We start from the raw sequence: 25303 nt of genomic DNA, 5'->3' as shown, positions 1-25303 counted from the left end.
CCGGGCCTCCGCCCCACCGCCTCAGCCCAGCCTCGACTCCAGCTCAGCCACGATCTCGTTCACGCCCACCGCCGTCTGGTCCCCGGACTCCATGTCCTTCAACTGGACCACGCCGTCGGCAAGGTCGCGTTCGCCGGCGACAACCGTGTAGCGCGCGCCACTGCGATTGGCGTTCTTCATCGCGCCCTTGAGCCCCTTGTGCCCGTAGGAGAAGTCGGCCGCGATCCCGACCTTGCGCAACTCCGTGACCTTGGCGAACAACAGCCGACGGGCCTCGTCGCCGAGCGGCACCGCGAACACACTGGTCGTGGAGGGCAGTTCGAGCTCGACACCCTCCGCCTCAAGGGCCAGCACCGTACGGTCGACACCCAACGCCCAGCCCACGGAGGGCAACGCGGGGCCGCCGATCATCTCGGACAGGCCGTCGTACCGACCGCCACCGCCCACCGCGGACTGGGAGCCCAGCCCGTCGTGGACGAACTCGAAGGTCGTACGCGTGTAGTAGTCGAGCCCGCGCACCAGCCGGGGGTCGTCCTCGAAGGCCACGCCCGCCGCAGTGATCAGCTCGCGGACCTCCTCGTGGTACGCCTTGCAGGCATCGCAGAGGTAGTCACGGAGCAGGGGCGCCTCCGTCAACTGCTTCTGGACATCCGGGCGCTTGTCGTCGAGGACCCGGAGCGGGTTGATGTCCGCGCGGCGGAGGGTCTCCTCGTCGAGGTCCAGGCCGTGCAGGAAGTCCTGGAGGGCGGCCCGGTAGACGGGACGGCACTCCTTGTCGCCCAGGCTGTTGAGCAGGATGCGGAACTCACGCAGGCCGAGCGAGCGGTACGCCTGGTCGGCCAGGATGATCAACTCGGCGTCCAGCGCCGGGTCCTCGGCACCGATCGCCTCGGCGCCGACCTGCGAGAAGTGGCGGTAACGGCCCTTCTGCGGGCGCTCGTAGCGGTAGTACGAGCCCGAGTACCAGAGCTTGACGGGGAGGTTGCCCGCCTTGTGGAGGTTGGCCTCAAGTGCCGCGCGCAGTACGGAAGCCGTGCCTTCGGGGCGCAGGGCGAGCTGGTCGCCGCCCTTGGTCTCGAAGGCGTACATCTCCTTGGTCACGATGTCGGTGGACTCGCCGACACCGCGCGCGAAGAGCTCCACGTTCTCGAAGCCGGGGGTCTCGATGTAGCCGTAGCCGGAGTTGCGCAGGGGCGCGGCGATCGCCTCACGGACGGCCAGGAACTTGGCGCTGTCCGGCGGGATCAGGTCGTACGTGCCCTTGGGGGCCTGAAAGGTGCTCACGGGAGGTCTCTCGTCACATTCCTCGTCGGGGAGCGTCCACGCTCCCGAGGCCGGCGGCCACCTGCCGCAGATACGGGTTGGTGGCGCGCTCCTGGCCGATGGTCGTCTGGGGGCCGTGACCGGACAGCACCACGGTCGAGTCCTCGAGCGGCAGGCACACGCGGGCCAGCGATTCGAGCATGTCGGCCATGTCACCGCCGGGCAGGTCGGTGCGTCCGATGGAGCCGGCGAAGAGCAGATCGCCCGAGAAGAAGACCGGCGGGATGTCCGCCGCCTCGGGCAGTCCGAAGGTCACCGACCCCTTGGTATGGCCCGGCGCGTGCGCGACGGACAGCTCCAGCCCGGCCAGCTCCAGTTTCGCGCCGTCGGTCAGCTCCTTGACGTCGTCCGGCTCCCCCACGGTCAGCTCGCCCATGAGCGGCATGCCGATGGCACGGCCGAGCGCCTTCTCGGGGTCGGCCATCATGTAGCGGTCCTCGGGGTGGATCCAGGCGGGTACGCCGTGCGCCCCGCACACCGGGACGACCGAGGCCACGTGGTCGATGTGGCCGTGGGTCAGGACGACGGCGACGGGCTTGAGCCGATGCTTCTTCAGCGCTTCCTCGACTCCGGCGGCGGCCCGGTGGCCCGGGTCGATGATCACGCACTCCTCACCGGCTGCGGGGGCGACGAGATAACAGTTCGTCTCCCAGGCACCGGCGGGGAACCCGGCAATGAGCACGATCGTCCTTCGTTGTGTCGATACGGGTGCGCTGTTGAGCGGTCGCGCCTGCGGTCAGAGCCTACCGGCGCTGCCGAATCCTCAGCGAACCCATATACGGTACGGGACACACGCAGGCGGTCGGCACCCAAGACGCACGCGTCCCAGTAAACGTACGAGACGCATGAGGAGAAAACCCCGTGGTCACCCAGGAACAGCGGAAGCGGCAGCTAGCCCGGGAGAAGTTCTTGCGGCAGCAGCAGCGGCGCACGGCCGCTCGGCGCAAGTCACGCATGCGCAACTCGGTGATCGCGTCGGTGCTCGGCGTGATCCTGATCGGCAGCGTCGCCCTTTACACGACCGGGGTGCTGAAGGACGACGACAAGTCCAACGCGAGTTCGGAGACGACTCCCAGCGCCGCGGCGTCCAGCAAGGCACCGACGGATCCGTGCGACAAGGCGGCCGCCGGCTCGGTGAAGAAGCTGAGCTGGAAGAAGGAGCCGGCGGTCTCCATCGACAAGTCGGCGAAGTACACGATGACGCTCGCGACGACGTGCGGTGACATAGGCATCGCGCTGAAGACGGCGGCGGCCCCGCACACGGTGAATTCCTTCGACTTCCTCGCGGGCAAGGGATTCTTCGACCACACCAAGTGCCACCGGCTCACCACCAACGGCATCTATGTGCTGCAGTGCGGCGACCCGGCGGGCAGCGGTAGCGGCGGTCCCGGATACACCATTCCGGACGAGAACCTGAAGGACACCTCCCTCAAGGGCGGCGTCTATCCCGCGGGCACCGTGGCGATGGCCAACACCGGGCAGAAGCACACCGGCGGCAGCCAGTTCTTCCTGGTCTACCAGGACAGTCAGCTGCCGGCGAGCTACACGCCGTTCGGCACGATTTCCGACTCCGGAATGAAGGTTCTGAAGAAAATCGCCGCCGCCGGAGAGAACACCGGAGCGGGTGACGGAGCGCCGAATGCGACCGTTGTGATCAACAAGGCGACGGTCACGAAATCCTGATCGCATCCTGTCCGCATCCCGCCCCGAGGTGCGAAACTTCGGTCGCGCGGGATGCGGACAGGCAACCCGCCGGTCGCCTATGTTGGCCGTGACGAAACTGTGGACGATGCCCGGGGGCGCTGACGCCCCACGCAGGCATCATGTGGAGGAGGCGCTGTGAGCAGCGACCCGTGGGGCCGCGTCGACGAGACGGGGACCGTGTACGTGCGTACGGCCGACGGCGAGCAGGTCGTCGGTTCCTGGCAGGCGGGCTCCCCTGAGGAGGCGCTGGCCTACTTCGAGCGCAAGTACGAGGGCTTGGTTGTCGAGATCGGCCTCCTCGAGAAGCGAGTGAAGACCACCGACCTGTCCGCCAAGGATGCTCAGGCCGCCATCGACCACATCCGGGAGCAGGTGGACGCCCACCACGCGGTGGGTGACCTGGCGGCGCTGCGGGTGCGGCTCGACAAGCTCGTGGAGACTGTCGAGTCGCGTCGTGAGGAGCGCAAGCAGCAGCGGGCCAAGCAGTCGGACGAGGCGCGCAACTCCAAGGAGGCGCTGGTCGCCGAGGCGGAGCAGCTCGCGCAGTCCGACCAGTGGCGGGCGGCCGGTGAACGGCTGCGCGCGCTGGTGGACACCTGGAAGGGGCTCCCCCGCCTCGACCGCAAGTCGGACGACGAGCTGTGGCACCGCTTCTCGCACGCGCGGTCGGCCTTCTCCAAGCGCCGCAAGGCGCACTTCGCGTCGCTCGACGCGCAGCGCGAGGAGGCCCGCAAGGCCAAGGAGCGGCTGGTCGCCGAGGCCGAGGGGCTGTCCGGTTCGACGGACTGGGGCCCCACGGCCGCGCGCTACCGCGACCTGATGGCCGAGTGGAAGGCCGCGGGCCGCGCCCAGCGCGAGCACGAGGACGACCTGTGGAACCGCTTCCGCGGTGCCCAGGACGTCTTCTTCGCCGCCCGCAGCTCGGTCTTCGCCGAGCGGGACGCCGAGCAGACGGAGAACCTGAAGCTCAAGGAGGAGCTGGCCGAGGAGGCCGAGAAGATCCTCCCGGTCACGGACCTCCGCACGGCGCGCGCCGCCTTCCGCTCGCTCAACGAGCGCTGGGAGGCCATCGGCCATGTGCCGCGCGACGCGCGGCCGAAGGTCGAGGGCCGGATGCACGCCGTCGAGCGGGCGATCCAGGAGTCCGAGGAGGCCGAGTGGCGCCGGACGAACCCGGAGGCACGCGCGCGTGCCGCGGGTCTGACCGGTCAGCTCCAGGCCGCCGTCGACAAGCTGCGCGGCCAGATCGACCAGGCACGCGCCCAGGGCAACGGCTCCAAGGCCGACAAGCTGGAGCGCGAGCTGGAGGGCCGCCAGGCCCTGCTCGACCAGGCACTCAAGGGTCTGCAGGAGTTCGGCGGCTGACGCCCTCCCGCACAACGCCTCACGCACAACGAGAAGGGCTCCCGTACGTGAGTACGGGAGCCCTTCCGCGTATCCGCCAGGACCTGCTGCGCTACGACCTGCTGCGCGCCGACGTCATCCGGTACACGTCGTAGACGCCCTCCACGCCCCGGACCGCCTTCAGGACGTGGCCCAGGTGCTTGGGGTCGCCCATCTCGAAGGTGAAGCGGGAGGTGGCCACGCGGTCGCGGGAGGTCTGGACGGCCGCGGAGAGGATGTTGACGTGCTGGTCGGACAGGACGCGGGTGACGTCCGACAGGAGCCGGGAGCGGTCCAGGGCCTCGACCTGGATGGCGACCAGGAAGACCGAGGACTGGGTGGGCGCCCACTCGACCTCGAGGATGCGCTCGGGCTCGCGGGACAGTGACTCCACGTTCACGCAGTCGCTGCGGTGAACCGATACGCCACTACCCCGGGTGACGAAACCGATGATCGGGTCGCCGGGTACCGGTGTGCAGCAGCGGGCCAGCTTGACCCACACGTCGTCGACGCCCTTGACGACGACGCCCGGGTCGGCGTTGGAGCGGCGTTTGCGGCTGCGGCTCCTGGTCGGCGGGACCGACTCGTCGATCTCCTCGGTCGCGGCCTCCTCGCCGCCGAGGGCGGAGACGAGCTTCTGCACGACGTTCTGCGCCGAGACATGGCCCTCGCCGATCGCCGCGTACAGCGCGGAGATGTCCGGGTAGCGCATCTCGTGCGCCAGCGTGACCAGGGAGTCGCCGGTCAGGATGCGCTGGATCGGCAGGTTCTGCTTGCGCATCGCGCGGACGATGGCGTCCTTGCCCTGCTCGATCGCCTCGTCGCGGCGCTCCTTGGAGAACCAGGCGCGGATCTTGTTGCGGGCCCGCGGCGACTTGACGAATCCGAGCCAGTCGCGGGACGGTCCGGCGCCGGCCGCCTTGGAGGTGAAGACCTCCACCAGGTCGCCGTTGTCCAGGGTGGATTCGAGGGGTACGAGTCTTCCGTTGACCCGTGCTCCTATCGTCCGGTGGCCGACCTCCGTGTGCACCGCGTACGAGAAGTCCACCGGGGTGGAGCCCGCCGGCAGCGCTATCACGTCGCCCTTCGGCGTGAAGACGAAGACCTCGTTGCGGGACAGGTCGAAGCGCAGGGACTCCAGGAACTCCCCGGGGTCCTCGGTCTCCTTCTGCCAGTCGAGCAACTGGCGCAGCCACGCCATGTCGTTGAGGTGGTCGTCCTTGCCGGTGGTCCTCGGCTGGTCCGAGCGCACCTTGGAGGCGCCGGCGACGGCCTCCTGCTTGTACTTCCAGTGGGCGGCGATGCCGTACTCGGCGCGGCGGTGCATGTCGAACGTACGGATCTGGAGTTCGACGGGCTTGCCGTTGGGGCCGATCACCGTCGTGTGCAGCGACTGGTACATGTTGAACTTGGGCATCGCGATGTAGTCCTTGAACCGGCCGGGGACCGGGTTCCATCGCGCGTGCACGGTGCCGAGGGCGGCGTAGCAGTCGCGGACCGTGTCGACAAGTACACGAATACCCACCAGGTCGTAGATCTCCGCGAAGTCGCGACCGCGGACGATCATCTTCTGGTAGACGCTGTAGTAGTGCTTCGGGCGGCCGGTGACGGTCGCCTTGATGCGGGCCGCGCGCAGGTCCTGCTGCACCTCGTCGGTCACTATGGCCAGGTACTCGTCACGCTTCGGCGCCCGCTCGGCCACCAGCCGGACGATCTCGTCGTACATCTTGGGGTAGAGGATCGCGAAGGCGAGGTCCTCCAGCTCCCACTTGATGGTGTTCATGCCCAGGCGATGGGCGAGCGGCGCGTAGATCTCAAGCGTCTCGCGCGCCTTCTTCTCCTGCTTCTCGCGCTTGAGATAGCGCATGGTGCGCATGTTGTGCAGGCGGTCCGCGAGCTTGATGACCAGGACGCGCGGGTCCTTGGCCATGGCCACGACCATCTTGCGTACGGTCTCGGCCTGCGCGGCCTCGCCGAACTTGACCTTGTCCAGCTTCGTGACGCCGTCCACGAGCAGGGCGACGGAGTCGCCGAAGTCGCGGCGGAGCTGATCGAGGCCGTACTCGGTGTCCTCGACGGTGTCGTGCAGCAGCCCGGCCATCAGGGTGGCCGGATCCATGCCCAGCTCGGCGAGGATCGTCGTCACGGCGAGCGGGTGCGTGATGTACGGGTCGCCGCTCTTGCGCTTCTGGCCGCGGTGCCAGCGCTCGGCGACCTGGTAGGCCTTCTCGATCTGGCGGAGCGTGGCCGTCTCGATCTTCGGGTCGTTGCTGCGCACTATCCGCAGCAGGGGTTCCAGGACCGGGTTGTACGGGTTGGAGCGCTGGACGCCGAGACGGGCGAGGCGGGCGCGGACGCGGTTGGAGGAGCCGGAGCGGGGCGGCTGGCCGGTGTTCGGGCGGACCGCGGGGGTGGCCTCGGACGACGGGGCTCCCTCGGCCTGCGCGGGCTCGGGTGCGGGGGGCGGCTTGGGGCGCGACTGCTCGGCCGACTTGTCCACGGGTCCGGACTGGGCGTGCTCGACCGTCCCGCGGGAGTCGTTCTTCGCGTGCGGCTCCGTCGGCGCGGGCTTGGCCGCGGCTGCCGAGACGGACTCGGGCTTGGCGGCGGTCAGGTGCTGGGCCTCGTCTGGCAAGAGGACTCCTCGTGCGCGATCCGGGTCCCCCGGTCAGGCTCCGGAGACCCCATGGTAGCGATCCTGCGCCCCAGGATCGCCTTCAGCCCGATGTGAGGGCCGTCTACCCGTGAAACACGAGGGGCTCCGGCCGGATTCCTGAAGGGCTGCTTCGGGGTGATCCAGCGGTGTCCTGGGGGTGGCTGCGGGTTGACGCGCGGGGCGTGGAAGGGGCGGAAGAGAGGCGGGTTGCGCGGGGCTTATGGGGGCGAGCGACCGGGCGCTTGAGGCGGCGCGCCGTCGTCTGGCGCTCGCGAGATGGGAGTGGCTGGCGTGGAGGCCGCACCTGGTGAGCGTGTGCCGCGCCTGAAGGGGCCACCGCGTCGCCGGACCGTCGGCATGCTTACGGCCGCGCCCACGGGGCGAGCGTGGCCGGGGCGGGCGCGAGTGTGCGGCACCGCCTGGTGCGTGTGGTGGGCCTTGCGCCGTGCGCCAGAGGAGTCATCGCGCCGCAAGTTCGCCGGCACCTGCCAGGTCACGCCTCTCGGCGTCCACGCGCGAACGGCCGTTCCGGAGGACCGGGACGGCCGTTCGTGGCGTTGCTGGTACTGCTTGGTGCTGCTCGGGTCAGACGACGAGGAGCGCGTCCAGTGGGGCGCCCGTGAGGGCCGGTTCCAGGCGGGATCGGCCGTTCAGGAAGCCGAGTTCCATCAGGACGGCGAGGCCCGCGATCTCGGCGCCCGCGCGGCGGATGAGCTGGATCGAGGCCTCGGCGGTGCCGCCGGTGGCGAGGACGTCGTCGACGATCAGGACGCGGTCGTCGCCGCTCAGATCCTCCGCGTGCACCTCGATCTCGGCCGAGCCGTACTCCAGCTCGTACGTCTGCGAGAGGGTCGCTCCGGGGAGCTTGCCCGCCTTGCGTACGGGGATGAAGCCGAGGCCGGCCCGGACGGCGACCGGGGCGCCGAGGATGAAGCCGCGGGCCTCCAGGCCGACGACCTTGGTCGCGCCGACGCGCTCGGCGATCTCTGCCAGCGCGTCGGTGAGCGCCGTGAACGCCGCCGGATCCGCCAGGAGCGGGGTGATGTCCTTGAACATCACGCCCGGCTCCGGGTAGTCGGCCACATCGCGGATGCGGCTGAGCAGCAGCTCCTGAATGTCGGTCATCGGCGCTTCCCGGACGGCCGGCCACGGCCGCGGTTACGGGAGGCGGGCTGGGTGCGCGGCCCGACGACCGCGTGGGCCGCGTCCTCCGGCTCGTCGTCGTACGCCGTGTCCGTGCCGTGGGACTCGGCCGGCTCCCCCTCGGCGGCGGCCTGCGCCCGCTTGGCGAGAACGCGCTTCCTGAGCGCCTTCATCTGCGGCTCGGCCTCCTTGAGGTCGGCGACGAGCGGCGTGGCGATGAAGATCGAGGAGTACGCACCGGCCGCGAGGCCGACGAACAGCGACAGCGAGATGTCGTTGAGCATGCCCGCGCCGAGGAAGCCGCCACCGATGAACAGCAGGGCCCCGACCGGCAGCAGCGCCACCACCGTGGTGTTGATGGACCGCATCAGGGTGCTGTTGATCGAGCGGTTGGCGATGTCGCTGAAGGTCCACCTGGTCTGCTTGGTGATGTCCTTCGTCTGCTCCTTGAGGCTGTCGAAGACGACGACCGTGTCGTAGAGCGAGTAACCGAGGATGGTCAGCAGACCGATCACCGTACCCGGCGTGACCTCGAAGCCGACGAGAGCGTAGATGCCGGTGGTGATGGTGATGTCGTGGATCAGGGCGACCAGCGCGGCCGCGGCCATCCGCCACTCGAAGGCGATCGCCAGATAGATCACCACCAGCACCATGAAGATCGCCAGGCCCTCCCAGGCCTTGTTGGCGACCTGGTCACCCCAGCTGGGGCCGACCAGGTCCGCGGCGATGTTCTCGGAGCTGACGTTGAGGTCCTTGGACAGCTGGCTCTTGATGCCGTCGGACTTGTCGGTGTCGATGCCGGCGATCTGGATGCGCATGCTGCCGTCGCCGAGCTTCTGCACGATCGCGTCGTGACCGGAGGCGTCCTCGGCGAACGTCTCGGCCTGGTTCACCGAGACCGTCATGTGCTTGGGCGTGGTGAAGACCGCGCCGCCCTGGAACTCGATGCCCATGTTCAGGCCGCGCACCGCCAGGCCGAGGATGGCCGTGATGGTGATCAGGATCGAGATGCCGTACCAGATCTTGCGGTTGCCGACGAAGTCGTAACCGACCTCGCCGCGGTGCAGTCGGGCGCCGAGGCTGCCGAGTTTCGACATCTCACGCCTCCTTCGGGTCGACGGGGGCGTGGGGACGGCGGGTGCGGCGCAGCGGCGCCTTGGCGCCCAGGGCCTTCGGGTCGAGACCGGACCACTTGTGACCGTTCGCGAAGAACTTCCGGCGGGCCAGGAGCGTCATGAGCGGCTTGGTGAAGAGGAAGACGACGACCACGTCGAGCACGGTGGTCAGACCGAGCGTGAACGCGAAGCCCTGGACCTTGCCGACGGTGACGATGAACAGCACCGCGGCGGCGAGGAACGACACGAAGTCGGAGACCAGGATGGTGCGCCGGGCACGCGGCCAGGCCCGCTCGACCGCGGGACGCAGCGTGCGGCCCTCGCGGATCTCGTCCCGGATGCGTTCGAAGAACACGATGAACGAGTCCGCCGTGATACCGATCGCGACGATCGCACCGCAGACGGCCGGCAGGTTCAGCGCGAAGCCGATGGCCGGGCCGAGGAGCGCCATGATCACATAGGTGAGCATCGCGGAGACCAGCAGCGACGGGATGGCGATGACCGAGAGGCCGCGGTAGAAGATCAGCAGGTAGATGACGACCAGCGCCAGGCCGATCGCGCCCGCGATCAGACCGGCGTGCAGCTGCTCACCGCCGAGGGCCGCGGTCACCGTGGTGACGCTGTCCTCCTTGAAGGTCAGCGGCAGGGCGCCGTACGACAGCATGTTGGCGAGGCTCTGGGCCTCTTCCTGGGTGAAGCTGCCGGAGATCTCCGCGCTGCCGCCCGCGATGGACGAACTGACACTCGGGGCGGAGACGACCTGGCCGTCGAGGACGATGCCGAACTGGTTCTGCGGCTGCGTGTTCTTAGCGAGCTGGCCGGTGATGTCGGCGAACTTCTTGGAGCCGCTGCCCGTGAAGTCCATCGTGACCTGCCAGCCGGCGGCCGTGGTCGTGTTGTAGATGGCCTGGGCCTTCTTGACCTCGGTGCCGTCCACGGCGGCGGGGCCGAGCAGGTACTTGAACCAGACGCCGTCGTTCTCGCCGCACGCGACGGTCGACTCGGTGGCCTTGGCGCTCTTGCCCACCGTGTTCTGGACCGACTTCTTGGAGCAGTCCAGCGCGGTGTACTGGGCCTCCAGCTTGGCGTTCGCGTCACTGGTGGCGCTGCTGCCGCTCGGCGACGGGGAGGCGCTCGACGAGGCCGAGTCGCTGGCGCTCGCGGACGGGGTGGCGTCGGCCTTCAGGGCGTCGGTGACGGCACGGCCCTGCGAGGTGGCGGTGTCCGAGGGGCTCACGGAGCTCGACGCGGACGAGGAGCCGGTGGCCTTGGGAGTGGTCGAGCTCGACGGGCTGCCGGAGGCGCTGCTGGACGCGCTGGGCGAGGTGCTCGGCGTCGCGCCGGCCGAGGCCTCGGTGGCGATCACCGGGCGGAAGTACAGCTTGGCCGTGGTGCCGACCTGCTGGCGGGCTTCCTCGGAGTTCGTGCCCTTGGGGATGTTGACGATGATGTTGCGGTCGCCCTGGGTCTGAACCTCCGCTTCCGAGACACCGAGACCATTGACACGGCGGTTCATGATGTCGACCGCGGTGTCCATGTTGGTCTTGTTGATCGCGGACTCCTGGCCCTTCTCCGGGACCGCCCGGAGAGTGATGCTCGTGCCCCCGGCCAGATCGATACCGAGGCGCGGAGTGGTGTGCCCGGAGGCGAACATCCCCCCGGTGAGCGCCACGATGGCGATCAGGATGAGGGCCAGCGAACGCCCTGGCTTGCTCTGGGCACTCGCGCTCCGGCCCTTCTTAGGTGCTGCCACCTTCTCGTACTCCCTCTCGGGCCGCCGCGCGCCGGATCTGCGGGCGGGCGGCCATGACATGGTGTCGGGATCCCGTGCGAGCTGCGCGTGCTCCAGGGCGTGCGGGAACGGTCCGCACGCCCCTTGGCGCGGCTACTTCGCCTCGGACTCGCCGTCCTTCTTCTTCGGCTCTTCGTCCGACTTCGCCTCGGCGGTCACGGTCTCGTCGGCCGGTTCCTCGGGCGCGTCCTTCTTGCCGAGGTCGACGGACTTGTCGTCGGAGGCGGCGGCAGCTTCGTCGGCGGAGTCGTCGGTCTCGGTGAGGGAGGAGGCGTCGTCCGGGACGACGTCGGAGTCGGACTTCAGGTCGTGCTCGACGCCGTGGACGATGCGGTTGTACTCGTCGTCCGACAGGACGGCGCCGATGGCGCTCTTCCCGAAGAGGAGATCGACGCCGGGGCCGGCGTCGAGGAGGACCGTCTCTTCGTTGACCTCCTTGACCGTCGCGTACATACCCCCGATCGTGCGGACGCCGGAGCCTGGCTGCATCTCGTTCCGCATGGACGCGGCCGCCTGCTGCTTGCGCTTGGCCGAGCGGGTCATCAGGAACATGGCCCCGATGAGCACGATGAACGGGAGAAGGGTCACGATATTCACGGGACGGAATTTCCTTCGCACGACCGCGACGGAGAGCGGCCTCATGGATGGGGGTATGTATACCGCCGACAAAGGCGGCATCGGCGGAGTCTAAGCGAGTCCGCGCGCATGGAACAACGCTCAGCATGGCACCTGGGTTCCTGACCGGGCCAATGCCGGGTCGTCACGATGCCGTCACGTCCCGAACAGGTCCTGTTGTCCGTTTCCCGTCTGCGCCGCCTGCGGCGGGGTGAGGCCGAGATGTGACCAGGCGGCGGGCGTGGCGACCCGACCGCGCGGCGTCCGGGCCAGAAGACCTTCGCGTACGAGAAAGGGTTCGGCGACCTCTTCCACCGTCTCGCGCTCCTCCCCCACCGCGACGGCGAGGGTGGACAGGCCCACCGGTCCGCCGCCGAACAGCTTGAGCAGGGCTTGCAGGACGGCACGGTCGAGGCGGTCGAGACCGCGTACGTCGACCTCGTACACGGCGAGGGCCGCGGCGGCGATGTCCCGCGTGATCACACCGTCGGCCTTGACCTGGGCGTAGTCGCGGACCCGGCGCAGCAAGCGGTTGGCGATACGGGGCGTGCCGCGGGAGCGGCCAGCGATCTCGGCGGCGCCCTCGGTGTCGATCTCGACGTCGAGCAGGTTGGCCGAGCGGTGGATGACGCGCTCCAGTTCGAGGGGTTCGTAGAACTCCATGTGCCCGGTGAAGCCGAAGCGGTCGCGCAGCGGGGGCGGCAGCAGTCCCGCGCGCGTGGTGGCGCCGACCAGGGTGAACGGGGGCAGCTCCAGGGGGATGGCGGTGGCGCCGGGGCCCTTGCCGACGATGACATCGACGCGGTAGTCCTCCATCGCCATGTAGAGCATCTCCTCGGCGGGCCGGGACATGCGGTGGATCTCGTCGAGGAAGAGGACCTCGCCCTCCTGGAGGGAGGACAGGATCGCCGCGAGGTCGCCGGCGTGCTGGATCGCGGGGCCGCTGGTGATCCGGATCGGGGCGTTCATCTCGGCGGCGATGATCATGGAGAGGGTGGTCTTGCCGAGGCCGGGGGCGCCGGAGAGCAGCACGTGGTCGGCGGTGGCACCCCGCGCGCGTGCGGCGCGCATGACCAGGTCCAACTGCTCGCGGACCTTCTCCTGGCCGATGAACTCGCCCAGGTCCTTGGGGCGCAGGGCTGCCTCGACGGCCTGGTCCTCACCGTCGGCGACCGAGCCCACCAGCCGCTCCGGGGCGGTCTCGTCGGTGGTGTCGTCCCAGTTCACTGACGGTCTCCTAGCGGGCGCGGTTCAGGGTCTGGAGGGCGGCCTTGAGCAACTGGCCCACCTGGGGCGCGCCCTCGGCGGCCTCGGCCTGCGGGGTCACGGCGGCGACCGCCTCGTCGGCCTCGCGCGTGGCGTAGCCGAGGCCGATCAGGGCCGCGTGCAGCTGATCGCGCCAGCCACTGGTGATCGGGGCGCCGACCACCGCGGCTCCGATCGGCTCGCCCAGCCGGTCCTTGAACTCCAGCAGGAGCTTCTGCGCGCCCTTCTTGCCGATGCCCGGGACGGCCATGAGTGCCTTCTCGTCCCCCGTGGCCACCGCCCGGCGCAGGGCGTCCGGCGTGTGCACGGCCAGCATGGCCTGGGCGAGGCGGGGGCCCACGCCGGTCGCGGTCTGCAGCAGTTCGAAGATCTGGCGTTCGTCGTCGTCCACGAAGCCGTACAGGGTCAGCGAGTCCTCGCGTACGACCAGGGAGGTGGCGAGCTTGGCCTGCTTGCCCAGGCGGAGGGTGGACAGCGTGTTCGGCGTGCACTGGACGGCCATGCCGACACCGCCGACCTCCACCACCGCGGCGTCGGGAGCGAGTGCGGCGACCGTGCCGCTGACGAAGGCGATCATGCGAGGCGGCCTTTCGGGGCGTTCGGTGCTGTCGGTGCTGTCGGTGCTTTGGCCGCGTTCGGTGCTTTGGCCGCGTGCAGGGCGACGGCCTGCTGGAGTCGGTTCTGGGCGGGGGCGCGCCAGATGTGGCAGATGGCGAGCGCGAGGGCGTCGGCGGCGTCGGCCGGCTTCGGGGGCGCGTCGAGCCGGAGCAGCCGGGTCACCATGGCGCCGACCTGGGCCTTGTCGGCGCGGCCGCTGCCGGTGACGGCGGCCTTGACCTCGCTCGGGGTGTGCAGGGCGACGGGGATGCCGCGGCGGGCGGCGCAGAGCATGGCGATGGCGCTTGCCTGGGCGGTGCCCATCACCGTGCTCACGTTGTGCTGGCTGAACACCCGCTCCACGGCGACGAATTCGGGCCGGTGTTCGTCCAGCCACGCTTCGATGCCCTGCTCGATGGCGACGAGGCGCAGCCCCAACTCGGCGTCCGAGGGCGTGCGTACGACGCCGACACCGAGCATCGTGAGCTGCCGGCCCGCGACCCCCTCGACGACACCGACACCGCACCGCGTCAGTCCGGGGTCGACCCCAAGTACCCGCACCCCGCCCCCTCTCTTCGATCGCCTGTTTGTGCAGGCTATCGGCTGTCACCGACAACGGCCGACATGGCGACGGGCCGACGGGGCGTGTCCCGTCGGCCCGTTGAGCAGCCTGGTCCGCTTCGGCTCGCGCCAGCGCTACGCGTCGACCTTCTCCATGACCTCGTCGCTGACGTCGAAGTTGGCGAACACGTTCTGCACGTCGTCGCTGTCCTCGAGGGCGTCGATCAGCTTGAAGATCTTCCGGGCGCCGTCCTCGTCGAGCTCGACCTGCATGGTCGGGACGAAGTTGGCGTCGGCGGAGTCGTAGTCGATCCCGGCGTCCTGGAGAGCGGTGCGGACCGCGACCAGGTCGGTGGCCTCGGAGAGGACCTCGAAGGACTCACCGAGGTCGTTGACCTCCTCGGCGCCCGCGTCGAGCACGGCGCCCAGGACGTCGTCCTCGCCCAACTCACCCTTGGGGACGATGACGACGCCCTTGCGGTGGAAGAGGTACGAGACGGAGCCCGGGTCGGCCATGTTGCCGCCGTTGCGGGTCATGGCGACGCGGACGTCCGAGGCGGCGCGGTTGCGGTTGTCGGTGAGGCACTCGATGAGCACCGCGACCCCGTTGGGACCGTAACCCTCGTACATGATCGTCTCGTAGTCGGCGCCACCGGCTTCGAGACCGGCGCCGCGCTTGACCGCGGAGTCGATGTTCTTGTTCGGGACCGAGCTCTTCTTGGCCTTCTGGATGGCGTCGAAGAGCGTCGGGTTACCGGCGGGGTCGGCACCGCCGGTACGGGCCGCGACCTCGATGTTCTTGATCATCTTCGCGAAGAGCTTGCCGCGCTTGGCGTCGATCACGGCCTTCTTGTGCTTCGTCGTAGCCCATTTAGAGTGGCCGGACATCTGCCTGTCTCCTTCGCGTAACCCAACTCTTTACGAACCCCAGGAATCCTACTAGGACCCCGGGGCCCGGTTCGCGCGCACCATGTCGACGAACAGGGAGTGCACGCGGTGGTCGCCGGTCAGTTCCGGATGGAACGACGTGGCGAGCGCGTTGCCCTGGCGGACCGCGACGATGTGGCCTTCGTGCTCGGCGAGCACCTCGGTCTCGGCGCCGACGGACTCGACCCAGGGGGCACGGATGAAGACGCCCTCTACAGGATCGCCCTCGACGCCCTTCACGTCGACCGTCGCTTCGAAGGACTCGTTCTGACGTCCGAAGGCGTTGCGCCGTACGATCATGTCGATGCCGCCGATCGTCTCCTGGCCCGAGCGCGGGTCGAGGATCTTGTCGGCGAGCATGATCATGCCGGCGCAGGTGCCGTAGACGGGCAGACCGGCACGCACGCGTGCGCGCAGGGGCTCCATCACGCCGAAGAGGACGGCCAGTTTGGAGATGGTGGTGGACTCGCCGCCGGGGATGATGAGGCCGTCGACCTCGGCGAGCTCTTCGGGGCGCCGCACCTGCCTGGCCACGGCGTCGGCCGCGGCCAGGGCGATCAGGTGCTCCCGTACGTCGCCCTGCAGGGCCAGGACGCCTATGACAGGGGCTGTGTCGCTCATCTACGTGACTACCAGCCGCGGTTGGCGTAGCGCTCGGCCTCGGGGAGGGTGTCGCAGTTGATGCCGACCATGGCCTCGCCGAGGTTGCGGGACGCTTCGGCGATGATCTTCGGGTCGTCGTAGAAGGTGGTCGCCTTCACGATGGCGGCGGCGCGCTTGGCCGGGTCGCCGGACTTGAAGATGCCGGAGCCGACGAAGACGCCCTCGGCGCCGAGCTGGCGCATGAGCGCGGCGTCGGCGGGGGTGGCGACACCACCGGCGGAGAACAGCACGACCGGGAGCTTGCCGAGTTCGGCGACCTCGCGGACGATCTCGTACGGGGCGCGCAGCTCCTTGGCGGCGGCGTACAGCTCGTTGTTGTCGTAGCCGCGCAGCCTGGCTATCTCGTTCTTGATCTGGCGCAGGTGGCGGACGGCCTCGACGACGTTGCCGGTGCCGGCCTCGCCCTTGGAGCGGATCATCGCGGCGCCCTCGGCGATGCGGCGCAGGGCCTCGCCCAGGTTGGTGGCACCACAGACGAAGGGGGTCGTGAAGGCCCACTTGTCGGAGTGGTTGACCTCGTCGGCCGGGGTGAGGACCTCGGACTCGTCGATGTAGTCGACGCCGAGGGACTGCAACACCTGGGCCTCGACGAAGTGGCCGATGCGGGACTTCGCCATGACCGGGATGGAGACGGCCTCGATGATGCCCTCGATCATGTCCGGGTCGGACATCCGGGCCACGCCGCCGTCCTTGCGGATGTCGGCCGGGACCCGCTCCAGGGCCATGACGGCGACGGCGCCCGCGTCCTCGGCGATCTTCGCCTGCTCCGGCGTGACGACGTCCATGATCACGCCGCCCTTGAGCTGCTCGGCCATTCCGCGCTTCACGCGCGCGGTGCCGGTCTCGGGGGTCTGGTTTTCGGAGAGCGTGCTGGACACGGGTGACCTCACTCGGTGAAAGAGGGTTTCTGCACCACCGAGGAAACGCGAGTGGACCAGTCCACTGCAAGGGCCAATGGGTAGGCGGTGGATCCTTTTCGCGTTCGAGGGAACGCCCGGTCGCCTACGCCGCCCGGTCCACGAGGGCCGCCGGCGGCTCGTCGTCCATCTCGAAGGCCATCGGGAACGGGGCGTGACCGGCCAGCCGGAACCAGCGGACCTTGCGGTGGTCGCGCAGGCGGCGGGCCGCGCCGACCGTGTCGTTGTGGAAGCGCCGGGCCATCGGCACGCGGCGTACGGCCTCGGTGAGCTCGTGGGCCGCCGAGTCTCCGCCGGGCGCCTCGCGCACCACCTCCACCTGCTGGGCCTCCGCGAAGACGGCCCGCAGCGCCTGGCTCAGGTCGCTCTCGGCGACCTCCCGCTGCTCCTCCTCGGCCTGCCGGGCCGCGTGCGCGGCCTCGTACAGGACGATCGAGGCGGCCGGGTCCAGGACGCCGGAGGTCGCCAACTCCTGGGCCACGGAGGCCCTGCGGAGCAGCTGGGCGTCAAGTGCCGCGCGGGCGGCGTCGATCCGGGCGTGCAGCCGGTCCAGGCGGCCGGCCGTCCAGCTCAGGTAGAGGCCGATCGCCACGAGGGCGACGAGGATCCAGATCAAGGTAGCGCTCACGCGCCGCACCCTACGCTCTGCGGGTTCAGCCTTGTGACGTGCGGGGTGTTGGCGTGGCCGTCGTCCTGGGGGCTGCCGCCACCAGAACCCCGCTTCGGCCTGGACGGCCTCGTCCTCAAGCGCCGGACGGGCTGAAAGACGCGGCCCCGCGTCGAGAAGAGCCTCGGCGCCAAGCCGTTGCCCAAGGCGTCAAGCCGTTCGCCTCGGCACAGAGCCGCTACCACGGCGCCGAGCCGTCGGCCTCAGTCCCGCGCCAGCCCGAACCGCGCCCGCAACCCCGGCCCCCGCCCCTCGTCGTCCGCCGCCACCGCCGCCGCGCCCGCGGTCACCGTCTCGTACACCGAGAGGATGTCCGCGCCGACCGTCGACCAGTCGAAGCGGCGTACGTGGGCGCTTCCCCGAGTCCGTAGCTCGGTCAGGCGGGCCGGGTCGCCGAGCAGGCGTACCGCCGTCTCGGCCAGGGAGTCGGGGTTCTCGTTGGTGAAGAGTTCGCCCGCGGCGCCCTGGTCGAGGACCTGGGCGAAGGCGTCCAGGTCGGAGGCTAGGACGGCGGCGCCGGCGGACATGGCCTCGACGAGGATGATGCCGAAGCTCTCGCCGCCGGTGTTGGGGGCGACGTAGAGGTCGACGCTGCGCAGCAGACTGGCCTTGTCCGTGTCGCTGATCATGCCCAGGAACTCGACGCGGGAGCGGAGTTCGGCGGGCAGCGACTCGACCGCCTCCTCCTCGTCGCCTCGGCCGGCCACCAGGAGCCTGGTCTGGGGGCGCTCGGCGAGGATCTTGGGGAGGGCGCGCATCAGGACCGGGAGGCCCTTGCGGGGCTCGTCGATGCGGCCGATGAAGCCGAGGGTGTCACCCTGCCACTCGGGCTTGGGCTCGGCGCGGGCGAAGAAGTCGACGTCGACGCCGTTCGGGATGACGACCGCGTCGCCGCCGAGGTGTTCGACCAGGGTACGGCGGGCGTACTCGCTGACCGCGATGCGCGCGCTGATCTTCTCCAGGGCCGCCTGGAGGATGGCGTACGCGGCGATCATGGCCCGCGAGCGCGGGTTGGAGGTGTGGAAGGTGGCCACGATGGGGCCCGAGGCCGCCCAGCAGGCCAGCAGGCCGAGGGACGGCGAGGTCGGCTCGTGGATGTGGATGACGTCGAACTCGCCGTCGTGCAGCCAGCGGCGCACGCGCGCGGCGCTCAGGAAGCCGAAGTTGAGGCGGGCCACCGAGCCGTTGTACGGCACCGGGACCGCGCGCCCCGCCGAGACGACGTACGGCGGCAGTGGGGTGTCGTCGTCGGCCGGGGCGAGGACGGAGACCTCGTGGCCCAGGCGGATGAAGTACGCGGCGAGGTCGCGGATGTGGAACTGGACGCCGCCGGGCACGTCCCAGGAGTAGGGGCAGACGATGCCGATCCTCACGTGGTCCCCTTCTCGGGGTCGGCGGGATTCTTCGCAGGGTCGAGATCCTTGAGCCACAAGCGCTGCAGCATGTGCCAGTCCTCCGGGTGGTCGGCGATCCCCGTGGCGAAGGCATCCGCCAGCGCCTGTGTCATGACAGACGTCTTTTCGGCCCGGGTACCTGTCTCCGGCACCGCGATCGGTGGATGGACGCGCCCCCGCATGACGGGCGAGTCGTCGTACCAGAGCGTCACCGGGAGCAGCAGCGCGCCGGTCTGCTGGGCCAGCAGGGCCGGGCCCGCGGGCATCCGGGTGGCCTCGCCGAAGAACTGGACCTCGACGCCGGAGGAGGACAGGTCGCGCTCGGCGACCAGGCAGACCAGGCCGCCGTCGCGCAGCCGTCGGGCCAGCATGCCGAAGGCGGTGCCGCCGCTGTGCGGGAGGACCTCCATGCCGAGGCCCTCGCGGTAGGCGACGAAACGGTCGTACAGGGTCTCCGGCTTGAGGCGCTCGGCGACCGTGGTGAAGGGCGTCTGAAGTTTGGTGGTGACCCACGCGCCGGCGAGATCCCAGTTGGCCATGTGCGGCAGCGCGAGGACGACGCCCTGGTCGGAGGCGATCCCGTCGGTCAGGTGGTGCGCGTCCTTGGGGTCGAAGCCGTTCCTGACCCGGTCGGCGCTCCAGGCGGGCAGCCGGAAGGACTCCATCCAGTAGCGCAGGTACGAGCGCATGCCCGCGCGCGAGAGCTCGGCAAGGCGCTCGGGGCTCGCGTCGGGCACCACGCGCGCGTAGTTGCTCTCAAGGCGCTGGACGCCCTTGCCGCGCCGCTTCCAGGCCAGGTCGGCGATGGTGCGGCCGAGCCGGACGGCGACCGGTTCCGGGAGCTTCTTGACCGTGCCCCAGCCCAGGCCGTACAGCGCGTCCGTCAGCCGGTCCCGCGCACTCACGTGGCCGCACCGCTCTCCTGCTCGGCCGCCGCGGCCTGCGCCTCCGCCTCCGCCGACTCCCGGCGGACGGTGACGACGCGCTGGATCAGCGTGACCAGGCTGCCGACGGCGACGATCCACAGGGCGACGGGCAGCAGGTACTGGATGCCCGGGACGCCGAATTTGTGCAGACCGGCGAGACCGCACGCGACCAGCGAGATCACCAGCCGCTCGGCCCGCTCGATCAGCCCGTTGACGGCGACCGGCAGGCCGATCGACTCGCCGCGCGCCTTGGTGTACGACACCACCTGGCCGCTGGCCAGACAGAAGATCGAGACGGCGCACAGGGCGATGTCGTCACCGCCGCCCGCGTACCAGAGTGCCAGGCCGCCGAAGACCGCGCTGTCGGCCACCCGGTCGAGCGTGGAGTCCAGGAAGGCGCCCCAGCGGCTGGAGCGGCCCAGCTGGCGGGCCATGTTGCCGTCGACGAGGTCGGAGAAGACGAAGAGCGTGATCACGACCGTGCCCCAGAAGAACTCGCCCATGGGGTAGAAGACCAGCGCGCCCGCGACCACTCCGGCGGTGCCCAGGAGCGTGACCGTGTCGGGGCTGACGCCCCGCCGGATCAGGAACGAGGCGAACGGCGTGAGAACACGCGTGAAGAATGCACGCGCGTACTTGTTCAGCATGGCCTTCCCGAGGGTCGGTGTGGCCGCGCGGCCCCTGCTGGCCACCGGCTGGCCCATCGTAGCCACGCGTGCGCGTGTACGACGTCCGGGCACCCGGACGCCCGGCCCGTGGATCCGGCGGACGGCCCACGACCGACGGCGTGCGGCGGGATCGCGTCCGCTGTATGGACGCACCGTGACCGGAGTGGAAAGCTCGAAGAACCGCGGGCGTCACCGGAGCCGCCACCGCACGCGGCCCCCGCATGTCCGCGCCCACAGTGACCTCACCGTGCACGGGAGGCAAGGCCATGGGCGACAAGGCGAACGCACACCCCGGAGCCGCCGGCAGGGCAACAGCGGCCGACCACCCCGCGTCCGTACGGAATGTGGTGCTGGTCGGCCACTCCGGATCGGGCAAGACCACTTTGGTGGAAGCTCTCGCGCTCACCGCGGGTGCCGTGAACCGGGCGGGCCGCGTCGAGGACGGCGGCACCGTTTCCGACTACGACGAGATAGAGCACCGACAACAGCGCTCGGTGCAGCTCTCCCTGGTGCCGGTCGAATGGGACGGCATCAAGGTCAATGTTCTCGACACCCCCGGATACGCCGACTTCGTCGGGGAGCTGAGGGCCGGTCTGCGAGCGGCGGACGCGGCCCTTTTCGTCGTCTCGGCCTCCGACGGCGTGGACGGCTCGACGCGCATGGTGTGGGAGGAGTGCGCGGCGGTCGGCATGCCGCGGGCCATCGTGGTCACGCATCTGGAGGCGGCGCGGGCGGACTTCGAGGAGATGACCCGGACCTGCGCGGAGGCCTTCGGCCGGGACGACCCCGACGCCGTGCTTCCGCTGTATCTGCCGCTGCACGGCCCGCAGGGGTCCGACGGGCACGCGCCCGTGACGGGACTGATCGGGCTGCTGTCGCAGAAGCTGTTCGACTACGCATCCGGGGAGCGCAAGGAGTCCGAGCCGGGCCCGGACCAGCTGCCCGAGATCGAGGAGGCCCGCAACCGGCTGATCGAGGGGATCATCGCGGAGAGCGAGGACGAGACCCTCATGGACCGCTATCTCGGCGGCGAGGAGATCGACTTCGGCACGCTCGTCGAGGATCTGGAACGGGCCGTCGCACGCGGCGTGTTCTTCCCGGTCCTGGCCGCCGCCCCCGCGGCCGAGGGCGCCCGCCAGGGCCTGGGCACCGTCGAGCTCCTGGAGCTGATCACCGGCGGCTTCCCGACCCCGCTGGAGCGCGCCGCGCCCGGTGTCACGACGGTCTCCGGCAAGCCGCGCGAGCTGAAACCCTGCGACCCCGACGGGCCGCTGGTCGCGGAGGTCGTGAAGACGGCGTCCGACCCGTACGTCGGCCGGGTCTCACTGGTGCGGGTCTTCTCCGGCACCCTCCGCCCCGACGACACGGTGCACGTCTCCGGGCACGGGCTCGCCGACCGCGGGCACGAGGACCACGACGTCGACGAGCGCGTCGGCGCCCTGTCCGCGCCCTTCGGCAAGCAGCAGCGCACGCTCACCCACTGCATCGCCGGCGACCTCGCGTGCGTGGCGAAGCTGAGCCGCGCGGAGACCGGCGACACCCTCTCCGCCAAGGACGACCCGCTGCTGATGGAGCCGTGGGAGATGCCCGACCCGCTGCTGCCGCTCGCCATCCAGGCGCACAGCAAGGCCGACGAGGACAAGCTCTCGCAGGGCCTGTCCCGGCTGGTCGCCGAGGACCCGACGATGCGGCTCGAACAGAACCCGGACACCCACCAGGTGGTGCTGTGGTGCCTGGGCGAGGCGCACGCGGACGTGGCACTGGAACGGCTGCGCAGCCGCTACGGCGTCCAGGTGGATGTCGTGGCGCACAAGGTCTCTCTTCGGGAGACGTTCGCCAGCCGGTCGGCGGGGCGGGGCCGGCACGTCAAACAGTCCGGTGGGCACGGGCAGTTCGCGATCTGCGAGATCGAGGTGGAGCCGCTGCCGGGCGGTTCGGGCATCGAGTTCGTGGACAAGGTGATCGGCGGGGCGGTACCACGCCAGTTCATCCCCTCGGTGGAGAAGGGGGTACGGACCCAGGCGGCCAAGGGCGTCGCGGCCGGCTATCCGCTCATCGACGTGAGGGTGACGCTGCTCGACGGCAAGGCGCACTCCGTGGACTCCTCGGACGCGGCCTTCCAGACGGCCGGCGCGCTGGCGCTGCGCGAGGCCGCGACCGACGTGGGCATCCATCTGCTGGAGCCGGTGGCCGAGGTGACGATCCTGGTCGGCGACAACTACGTGGGCGCCGTGATGAGCGACCTGTCCGGGCGGCGCGGCCGGGTGCTGGGCACGGAACAGACCAGCGGCGCCCGCACCCTCGTACGGGCCGAGGTGCCGGAGATCGAGATCGGGCGGTACGCCGTCGATCTGCGCTCCCTCTCGCACGGCACCGCGCGCTTCAACCGGGCGTACGCCCGGCACGAGCCGATGCCCCAGCAGATCGCCGAGAGGATCCGTGAACAGACCCACGACGCCTCGTAGTTGACGCCTGACGGGCCCGCTGAGCGGGCACCGGGCGCTGTTCCGGCGGCTGTTGCGGAACGTTTCCTTCCGTGTCGGCGGGCGGCTTCGGCCGTCCGCCGACGAATGTCCGTGCCTGCGGATACGCTGATGACCTGATCAACAGGTGTGCGGAGCACGGAAGTCGGGAAAGCCGCAGGAGCGACACCGCGGCGATCGGGGGCGGTTGGATGACAGTCGGGATGGGTTACGAGGACGCCTTCGGGCCACAGGTGCCCCTGTCGGGCGGCGGCAGCCAGACGGCCACGTTCGCCCTCGCGTCCGCGGCATACCGGGACAACCCGGTCGAGGAGATCAAGAAGGCCGACAACGAGTGGCACCAGACGACCATCAAGGCGGGCCAGAAATGGTCGACCGGGCTGTTCAGGCCCAACCTCGGCGAGGCGTTCTCGCGGGCCGTGATCGACCGCATGATCGGGCCCGGCCGCAAACCGCTCATCCAGTCCTTCGGCATGGAGCCCCAGGTCGTCGTCGAGCACTGTCTGGCCGCGTACCGGCTCCGCCGTGAGCGCGACAAGCGGCTCTCCACGGTCATGGTGCTGTGCGGGCTGCTGTTCCTGCCCGGGCTCCTGGTCTGGCTGCTGGTCTTCCAGATCCGCACGATGATCGACAAGAACACCAACAAGAGGGCCTCGGCCCTCGCCACGACCCTGCTCGTCGGCGTCGGCGCCCTGGCCGTCATCTTCCTGGTCAAAATGCCCTTCACGGGTTTCTGGGCCTGGTACGCGCGTGCGTGCGTGATCGTTCCCGTCCTCGGCTGGTTCTGGGCCAAGCAGATCTGCGAGAGCGCGGCGAAGGACCTGCGGGGCCGCTGGGACAGCCTGCTCGCGGGCAGCAGCATCGGCGCCCAGGTCCCCGAAGCGGTGCCGACCAGCCCCGGCGAGACCCAGGCCGAGGCGCTGCGCCAGTCGCTCGCCAGGCTCAGCGCCGAGCAGCAGTCCAACGCCGTCTTCTACGCCGGCCCCAAGGGCATCCTCGGCATGGGGACGCGCTGGGGCAGCTGGCAGCTCGCCGAGGACCTGACACCGGCCGACCCGACCCGCGAGATCCACCCGTTCCGCAGCTGGGACGTCATACGCTCCATCCACGACCAGCTGCGGATGCTGGAGCGCGGCCCGCTGAACACGGGCGGCTTCCCGCCGCCCTCGATACGGCACTGGATCGTCACGCCGATCGGCGAGGGCGCCAAGGGGGTGTCCCGGACCGAGCAGTCGGCGGACGTGGAGGCCTTCCAGCACCGGACCCACTCGATACAGGACATCTGCAACAAGCAGCAGTTCGGCAGCGGGGAGCGGCACTACCTCGGCGTCCAGTGGACGCTCTGGGACGGCCAGTTGATCATCACGATGATGATCACGGTGACGGTGCTGCACGAGACGCTGCGCATCGAGGTGACCGGGCATGCGCTGGGCCCCGTGAACCCTCTCTTCATGGACAAGCCCTCGGCCCCGACCAGGAGTGTCCAGCGGTCGGTCAGGCGGTGGGAGACCCGGACGGTGAATCTGCCCCTGGTCCCCACGAACGAGGTCGTACGGCTCGCCGTCCGCGCCCCGATCACCTGGTACCCGCCGCTGCTGAACCATCTCGGCGGCACGATGGCCCTGCCCGAGCCGTTCGGCCTGCGGCACGCCTGGGCCGACCAGCCCTGGCGCCACCGCTTCATGGCCGACGACGCGCTGCGCGCGGCCACACCGGTCCTGCGCGTCGTGCACGCGGCGGCGATCAGGGTCCTGGCGGAGAACGGCGTGGACACGGAGAAGTTCGGCGCGAGGTCGGCGTTCCTCAGCGGCGCGGTCCAGGACCCGAGCCCGCGGAAGGCCGACCTGTACGACGCGTAGAGACGATCCTGTGGAGGCCCGCGGGCGGCATCTCAGCCCGTGGGCCAGGCCTCCGCCAGCATCTTCCGCGTATCGGCCAGCAGCTGCGGCAGCACCCGCGTGTGGCCGACCACCGGCATGAAGTTCGTGTCGCCGCCCCAGCGCGGGACGATGTGCTGGTGCAGGTGCGCGGCGATCCCCGCGCCCGCGACGGAGCCCTGGTTCATGCCGATGTTGAAGCCGTGGGCGCCGGAAGCCGTGCGCAGGGCGGTCATCGCCTGCTTGGTGAGGGCGGCCAGTTCGGCCGTCTCCGGGTCGGTGAGGTCCGTGTAGTCGGCGACGTGCCGGTAGGGCACGACCATCAGGTGACCGCCGTTGTACGGGTACAGGTTGAGCACCGCGTAGACGTGCTCACCGCGCCTGACGATCAGACCGTCCTCGTCGGATTTCGCCGGGATCGAGCAGAAGGGACAGCCGTCCTCGGCGCCGGGACCGGTCGGCTTGTTCTCGCCCTGGATGTAGGCCATCCGATGCGGCGTCCACAGGCGCTGGAAGGCGTCCCGCGTCCCCACTCCCAACTGCTGCTCCGGCTCACTCGTCATGCAGTGCAGCATATTGCGTCGCCCGTTCGCGGCGTGTCGCCGGGGTTGCGGGAAAAGCCCACC

The 25303-nt window shown here is 70.0% G+C and carries 22 protein-coding genes; 4 read left to right on the top strand and 18 right to left on the bottom strand.

Annotated elements, in window-relative coordinates:
* Positions 1-21: 21 nt before the first annotated feature.
* Positions 22-1284, bottom strand: a complete 1263-nt coding sequence (gene hisS, locus M2283_RS22130) for a histidine--tRNA ligase (RefSeq protein WP_280878052.1) — start codon at positions 1282-1284, stop codon at positions 22-24.
* Between the two features lie 13 nt (positions 1285-1297).
* Positions 1298-2005, bottom strand: coding sequence for an MBL fold metallo-hydrolase (locus M2283_RS22125; protein ID WP_280878051.1), 708 nt, complete (start codon positions 2003-2005; stop codon positions 1298-1300).
* A gap of 179 nt (positions 2006-2184) precedes the next feature.
* Between M2283_RS22125 and M2283_RS22120 the strand changes: the two genes are divergently transcribed.
* Both M2283_RS22120 and M2283_RS22115 read left to right on the top strand, forming a co-directional pair.
* Positions 2185-3006, top strand: a complete 822-nt coding sequence (locus M2283_RS22120) for a peptidylprolyl isomerase (protein ID WP_280878050.1) — start codon at positions 2185-2187, stop codon at positions 3004-3006.
* 156 nt (positions 3007-3162) lie between these two features.
* Positions 3163-4392, top strand: coding sequence for a DUF349 domain-containing protein (locus tag M2283_RS22115; protein WP_280878049.1), 1230 nt, complete (start codon positions 3163-3165; stop codon positions 4390-4392).
* 91 nt (positions 4393-4483) lie between these two features.
* Here M2283_RS22115 and M2283_RS22110 read toward each other — a convergent pair whose 3' ends face one another.
* From M2283_RS22110 to pgsA, 15 genes are all read right to left on the bottom strand, one after another.
* Positions 4484-7045: a RelA/SpoT family protein gene (locus M2283_RS22110; protein ID WP_280878048.1), complete on the bottom strand. Its 2562-nt coding sequence runs from the start codon at positions 7043-7045 to the stop codon at positions 4484-4486.
* A gap of 606 nt (positions 7046-7651) precedes the next feature.
* Complete coding sequence (locus M2283_RS22105) at positions 7652-8191, bottom strand: adenine phosphoribosyltransferase (RefSeq protein ID WP_280878047.1); 540 nt, start codon at positions 8189-8191, stop codon at positions 7652-7654.
* Positions 8188-9306: a protein translocase subunit SecF gene (gene secF / locus M2283_RS22100; RefSeq protein ID WP_280878046.1), complete on the bottom strand. Its 1119-nt coding sequence runs from the start codon at positions 9304-9306 to the stop codon at positions 8188-8190. The genes M2283_RS22105 and secF overlap by 4 nt, the downstream gene beginning before the upstream one ends.
* A 1-nt stretch (position 9307) precedes the next feature.
* Positions 9308-11077, bottom strand: a complete 1770-nt coding sequence (gene secD, locus M2283_RS22095; RefSeq protein ID WP_280878045.1) for a protein translocase subunit SecD — start codon at positions 11075-11077, stop codon at positions 9308-9310.
* Between the two features lie 132 nt (positions 11078-11209).
* Positions 11210-11713 carry a preprotein translocase subunit YajC gene (gene yajC, locus M2283_RS22090; RefSeq protein WP_280878044.1) on the bottom strand — a complete coding sequence of 168 codons (504 nt, stop codon included), beginning with the start codon at positions 11711-11713 and terminating at the stop codon, positions 11210-11212.
* Between the two features lie 174 nt (positions 11714-11887).
* A complete protein-coding gene (gene ruvB, locus M2283_RS22085; RefSeq protein WP_280878043.1) occupies positions 11888-12958 on the bottom strand; it encodes a Holliday junction branch migration DNA helicase RuvB in 1071 nt (356 codons plus the stop codon).
* Positions 12959-12968: 10 nt separating this feature from the next.
* Positions 12969-13574: a Holliday junction branch migration protein RuvA gene (gene ruvA / locus M2283_RS22080; RefSeq protein ID WP_280878042.1), complete on the bottom strand. Its 606-nt coding sequence runs from the start codon at positions 13572-13574 to the stop codon at positions 12969-12971.
* Positions 13571-14155, bottom strand: coding sequence for a crossover junction endodeoxyribonuclease RuvC (gene ruvC, locus M2283_RS22075; protein WP_280878041.1), 585 nt, complete (start codon positions 14153-14155; stop codon positions 13571-13573). Before ruvC ends, ruvA begins: the two co-directional genes overlap by 4 nt.
* Positions 14156-14290: 135 nt before the next feature.
* Complete coding sequence (locus tag M2283_RS22070; protein WP_280878040.1) at positions 14291-15043, bottom strand: YebC/PmpR family DNA-binding transcriptional regulator; 753 nt, start codon at positions 15041-15043, stop codon at positions 14291-14293.
* A gap of 51 nt (positions 15044-15094) precedes the next feature.
* Complete coding sequence (gene pdxT / locus M2283_RS22065; protein WP_280878039.1) at positions 15095-15703, bottom strand: pyridoxal 5'-phosphate synthase glutaminase subunit PdxT; 609 nt, start codon at positions 15701-15703, stop codon at positions 15095-15097.
* An 8-nt stretch (positions 15704-15711) separates the two neighbouring features.
* On the bottom strand, positions 15712-16623 hold the full coding sequence (gene pdxS, locus M2283_RS22060; RefSeq protein ID WP_280878038.1) for a pyridoxal 5'-phosphate synthase lyase subunit PdxS: 912 nt from the start codon (positions 16621-16623) through the stop codon (positions 15712-15714).
* A gap of 124 nt (positions 16624-16747) precedes the next feature.
* Positions 16748-17290, bottom strand: coding sequence for a hypothetical protein (locus M2283_RS22055; RefSeq protein ID WP_280878037.1), 543 nt, complete (start codon positions 17288-17290; stop codon positions 16748-16750).
* A 242-nt stretch (positions 17291-17532) separates the two neighbouring features.
* Positions 17533-18702: a glycosyltransferase family 4 protein gene (locus M2283_RS22050; RefSeq protein WP_280878036.1), complete on the bottom strand. Its 1170-nt coding sequence runs from the start codon at positions 18700-18702 to the stop codon at positions 17533-17535.
* Positions 18699-19628 carry a phosphatidylinositol mannoside acyltransferase gene (locus M2283_RS22045; protein WP_280878035.1) on the bottom strand — a complete coding sequence of 310 codons (930 nt, stop codon included), beginning with the start codon at positions 19626-19628 and terminating at the stop codon, positions 18699-18701. The genes M2283_RS22050 and M2283_RS22045 overlap by 4 nt, the downstream gene beginning before the upstream one ends.
* Complete coding sequence (pgsA, locus tag M2283_RS22040) at positions 19625-20353, bottom strand: phosphatidylinositol phosphate synthase (RefSeq protein ID WP_280878203.1); 729 nt, start codon at positions 20351-20353, stop codon at positions 19625-19627. Before pgsA ends, M2283_RS22045 begins: the two co-directional genes overlap by 4 nt.
* A 230-nt stretch (positions 20354-20583) precedes the next feature.
* Between pgsA and M2283_RS22035 the strand changes: the two genes are divergently transcribed.
* Both M2283_RS22035 and M2283_RS22030 read left to right on the top strand, forming a co-directional pair.
* Positions 20584-22782: an elongation factor G-like protein EF-G2 gene (locus tag M2283_RS22035; protein WP_280878034.1), complete on the top strand. Its 2199-nt coding sequence runs from the start codon at positions 20584-20586 to the stop codon at positions 22780-22782.
* A 209-nt stretch (positions 22783-22991) separates the two neighbouring features.
* Positions 22992-24659, top strand: a complete 1668-nt coding sequence (locus tag M2283_RS22030) for a hypothetical protein (RefSeq protein ID WP_280878033.1) — start codon at positions 22992-22994, stop codon at positions 24657-24659.
* A gap of 32 nt (positions 24660-24691) precedes the next feature.
* Here M2283_RS22030 and M2283_RS22025 read toward each other — a convergent pair whose 3' ends face one another.
* The gene (locus M2283_RS22025; RefSeq protein WP_280878032.1) at positions 24692-25252 is read right to left on the bottom strand and encodes an HIT family protein; all 561 of its coding nucleotides are present in this window, start codon (positions 25250-25252) and stop codon (positions 24692-24694) included.
* Positions 25253-25303: the final 51 nt, after the last annotated feature.

This window comes from Streptomyces pseudovenezuelae (assembly GCF_029892565.1).
GTDB lineage: Bacteria > Actinomycetota > Actinomycetes > Streptomycetales > Streptomycetaceae > Streptomyces > Streptomyces pseudovenezuelae_A.
This window is presented reverse-complemented; position numbering and strand designations above follow the sequence as displayed.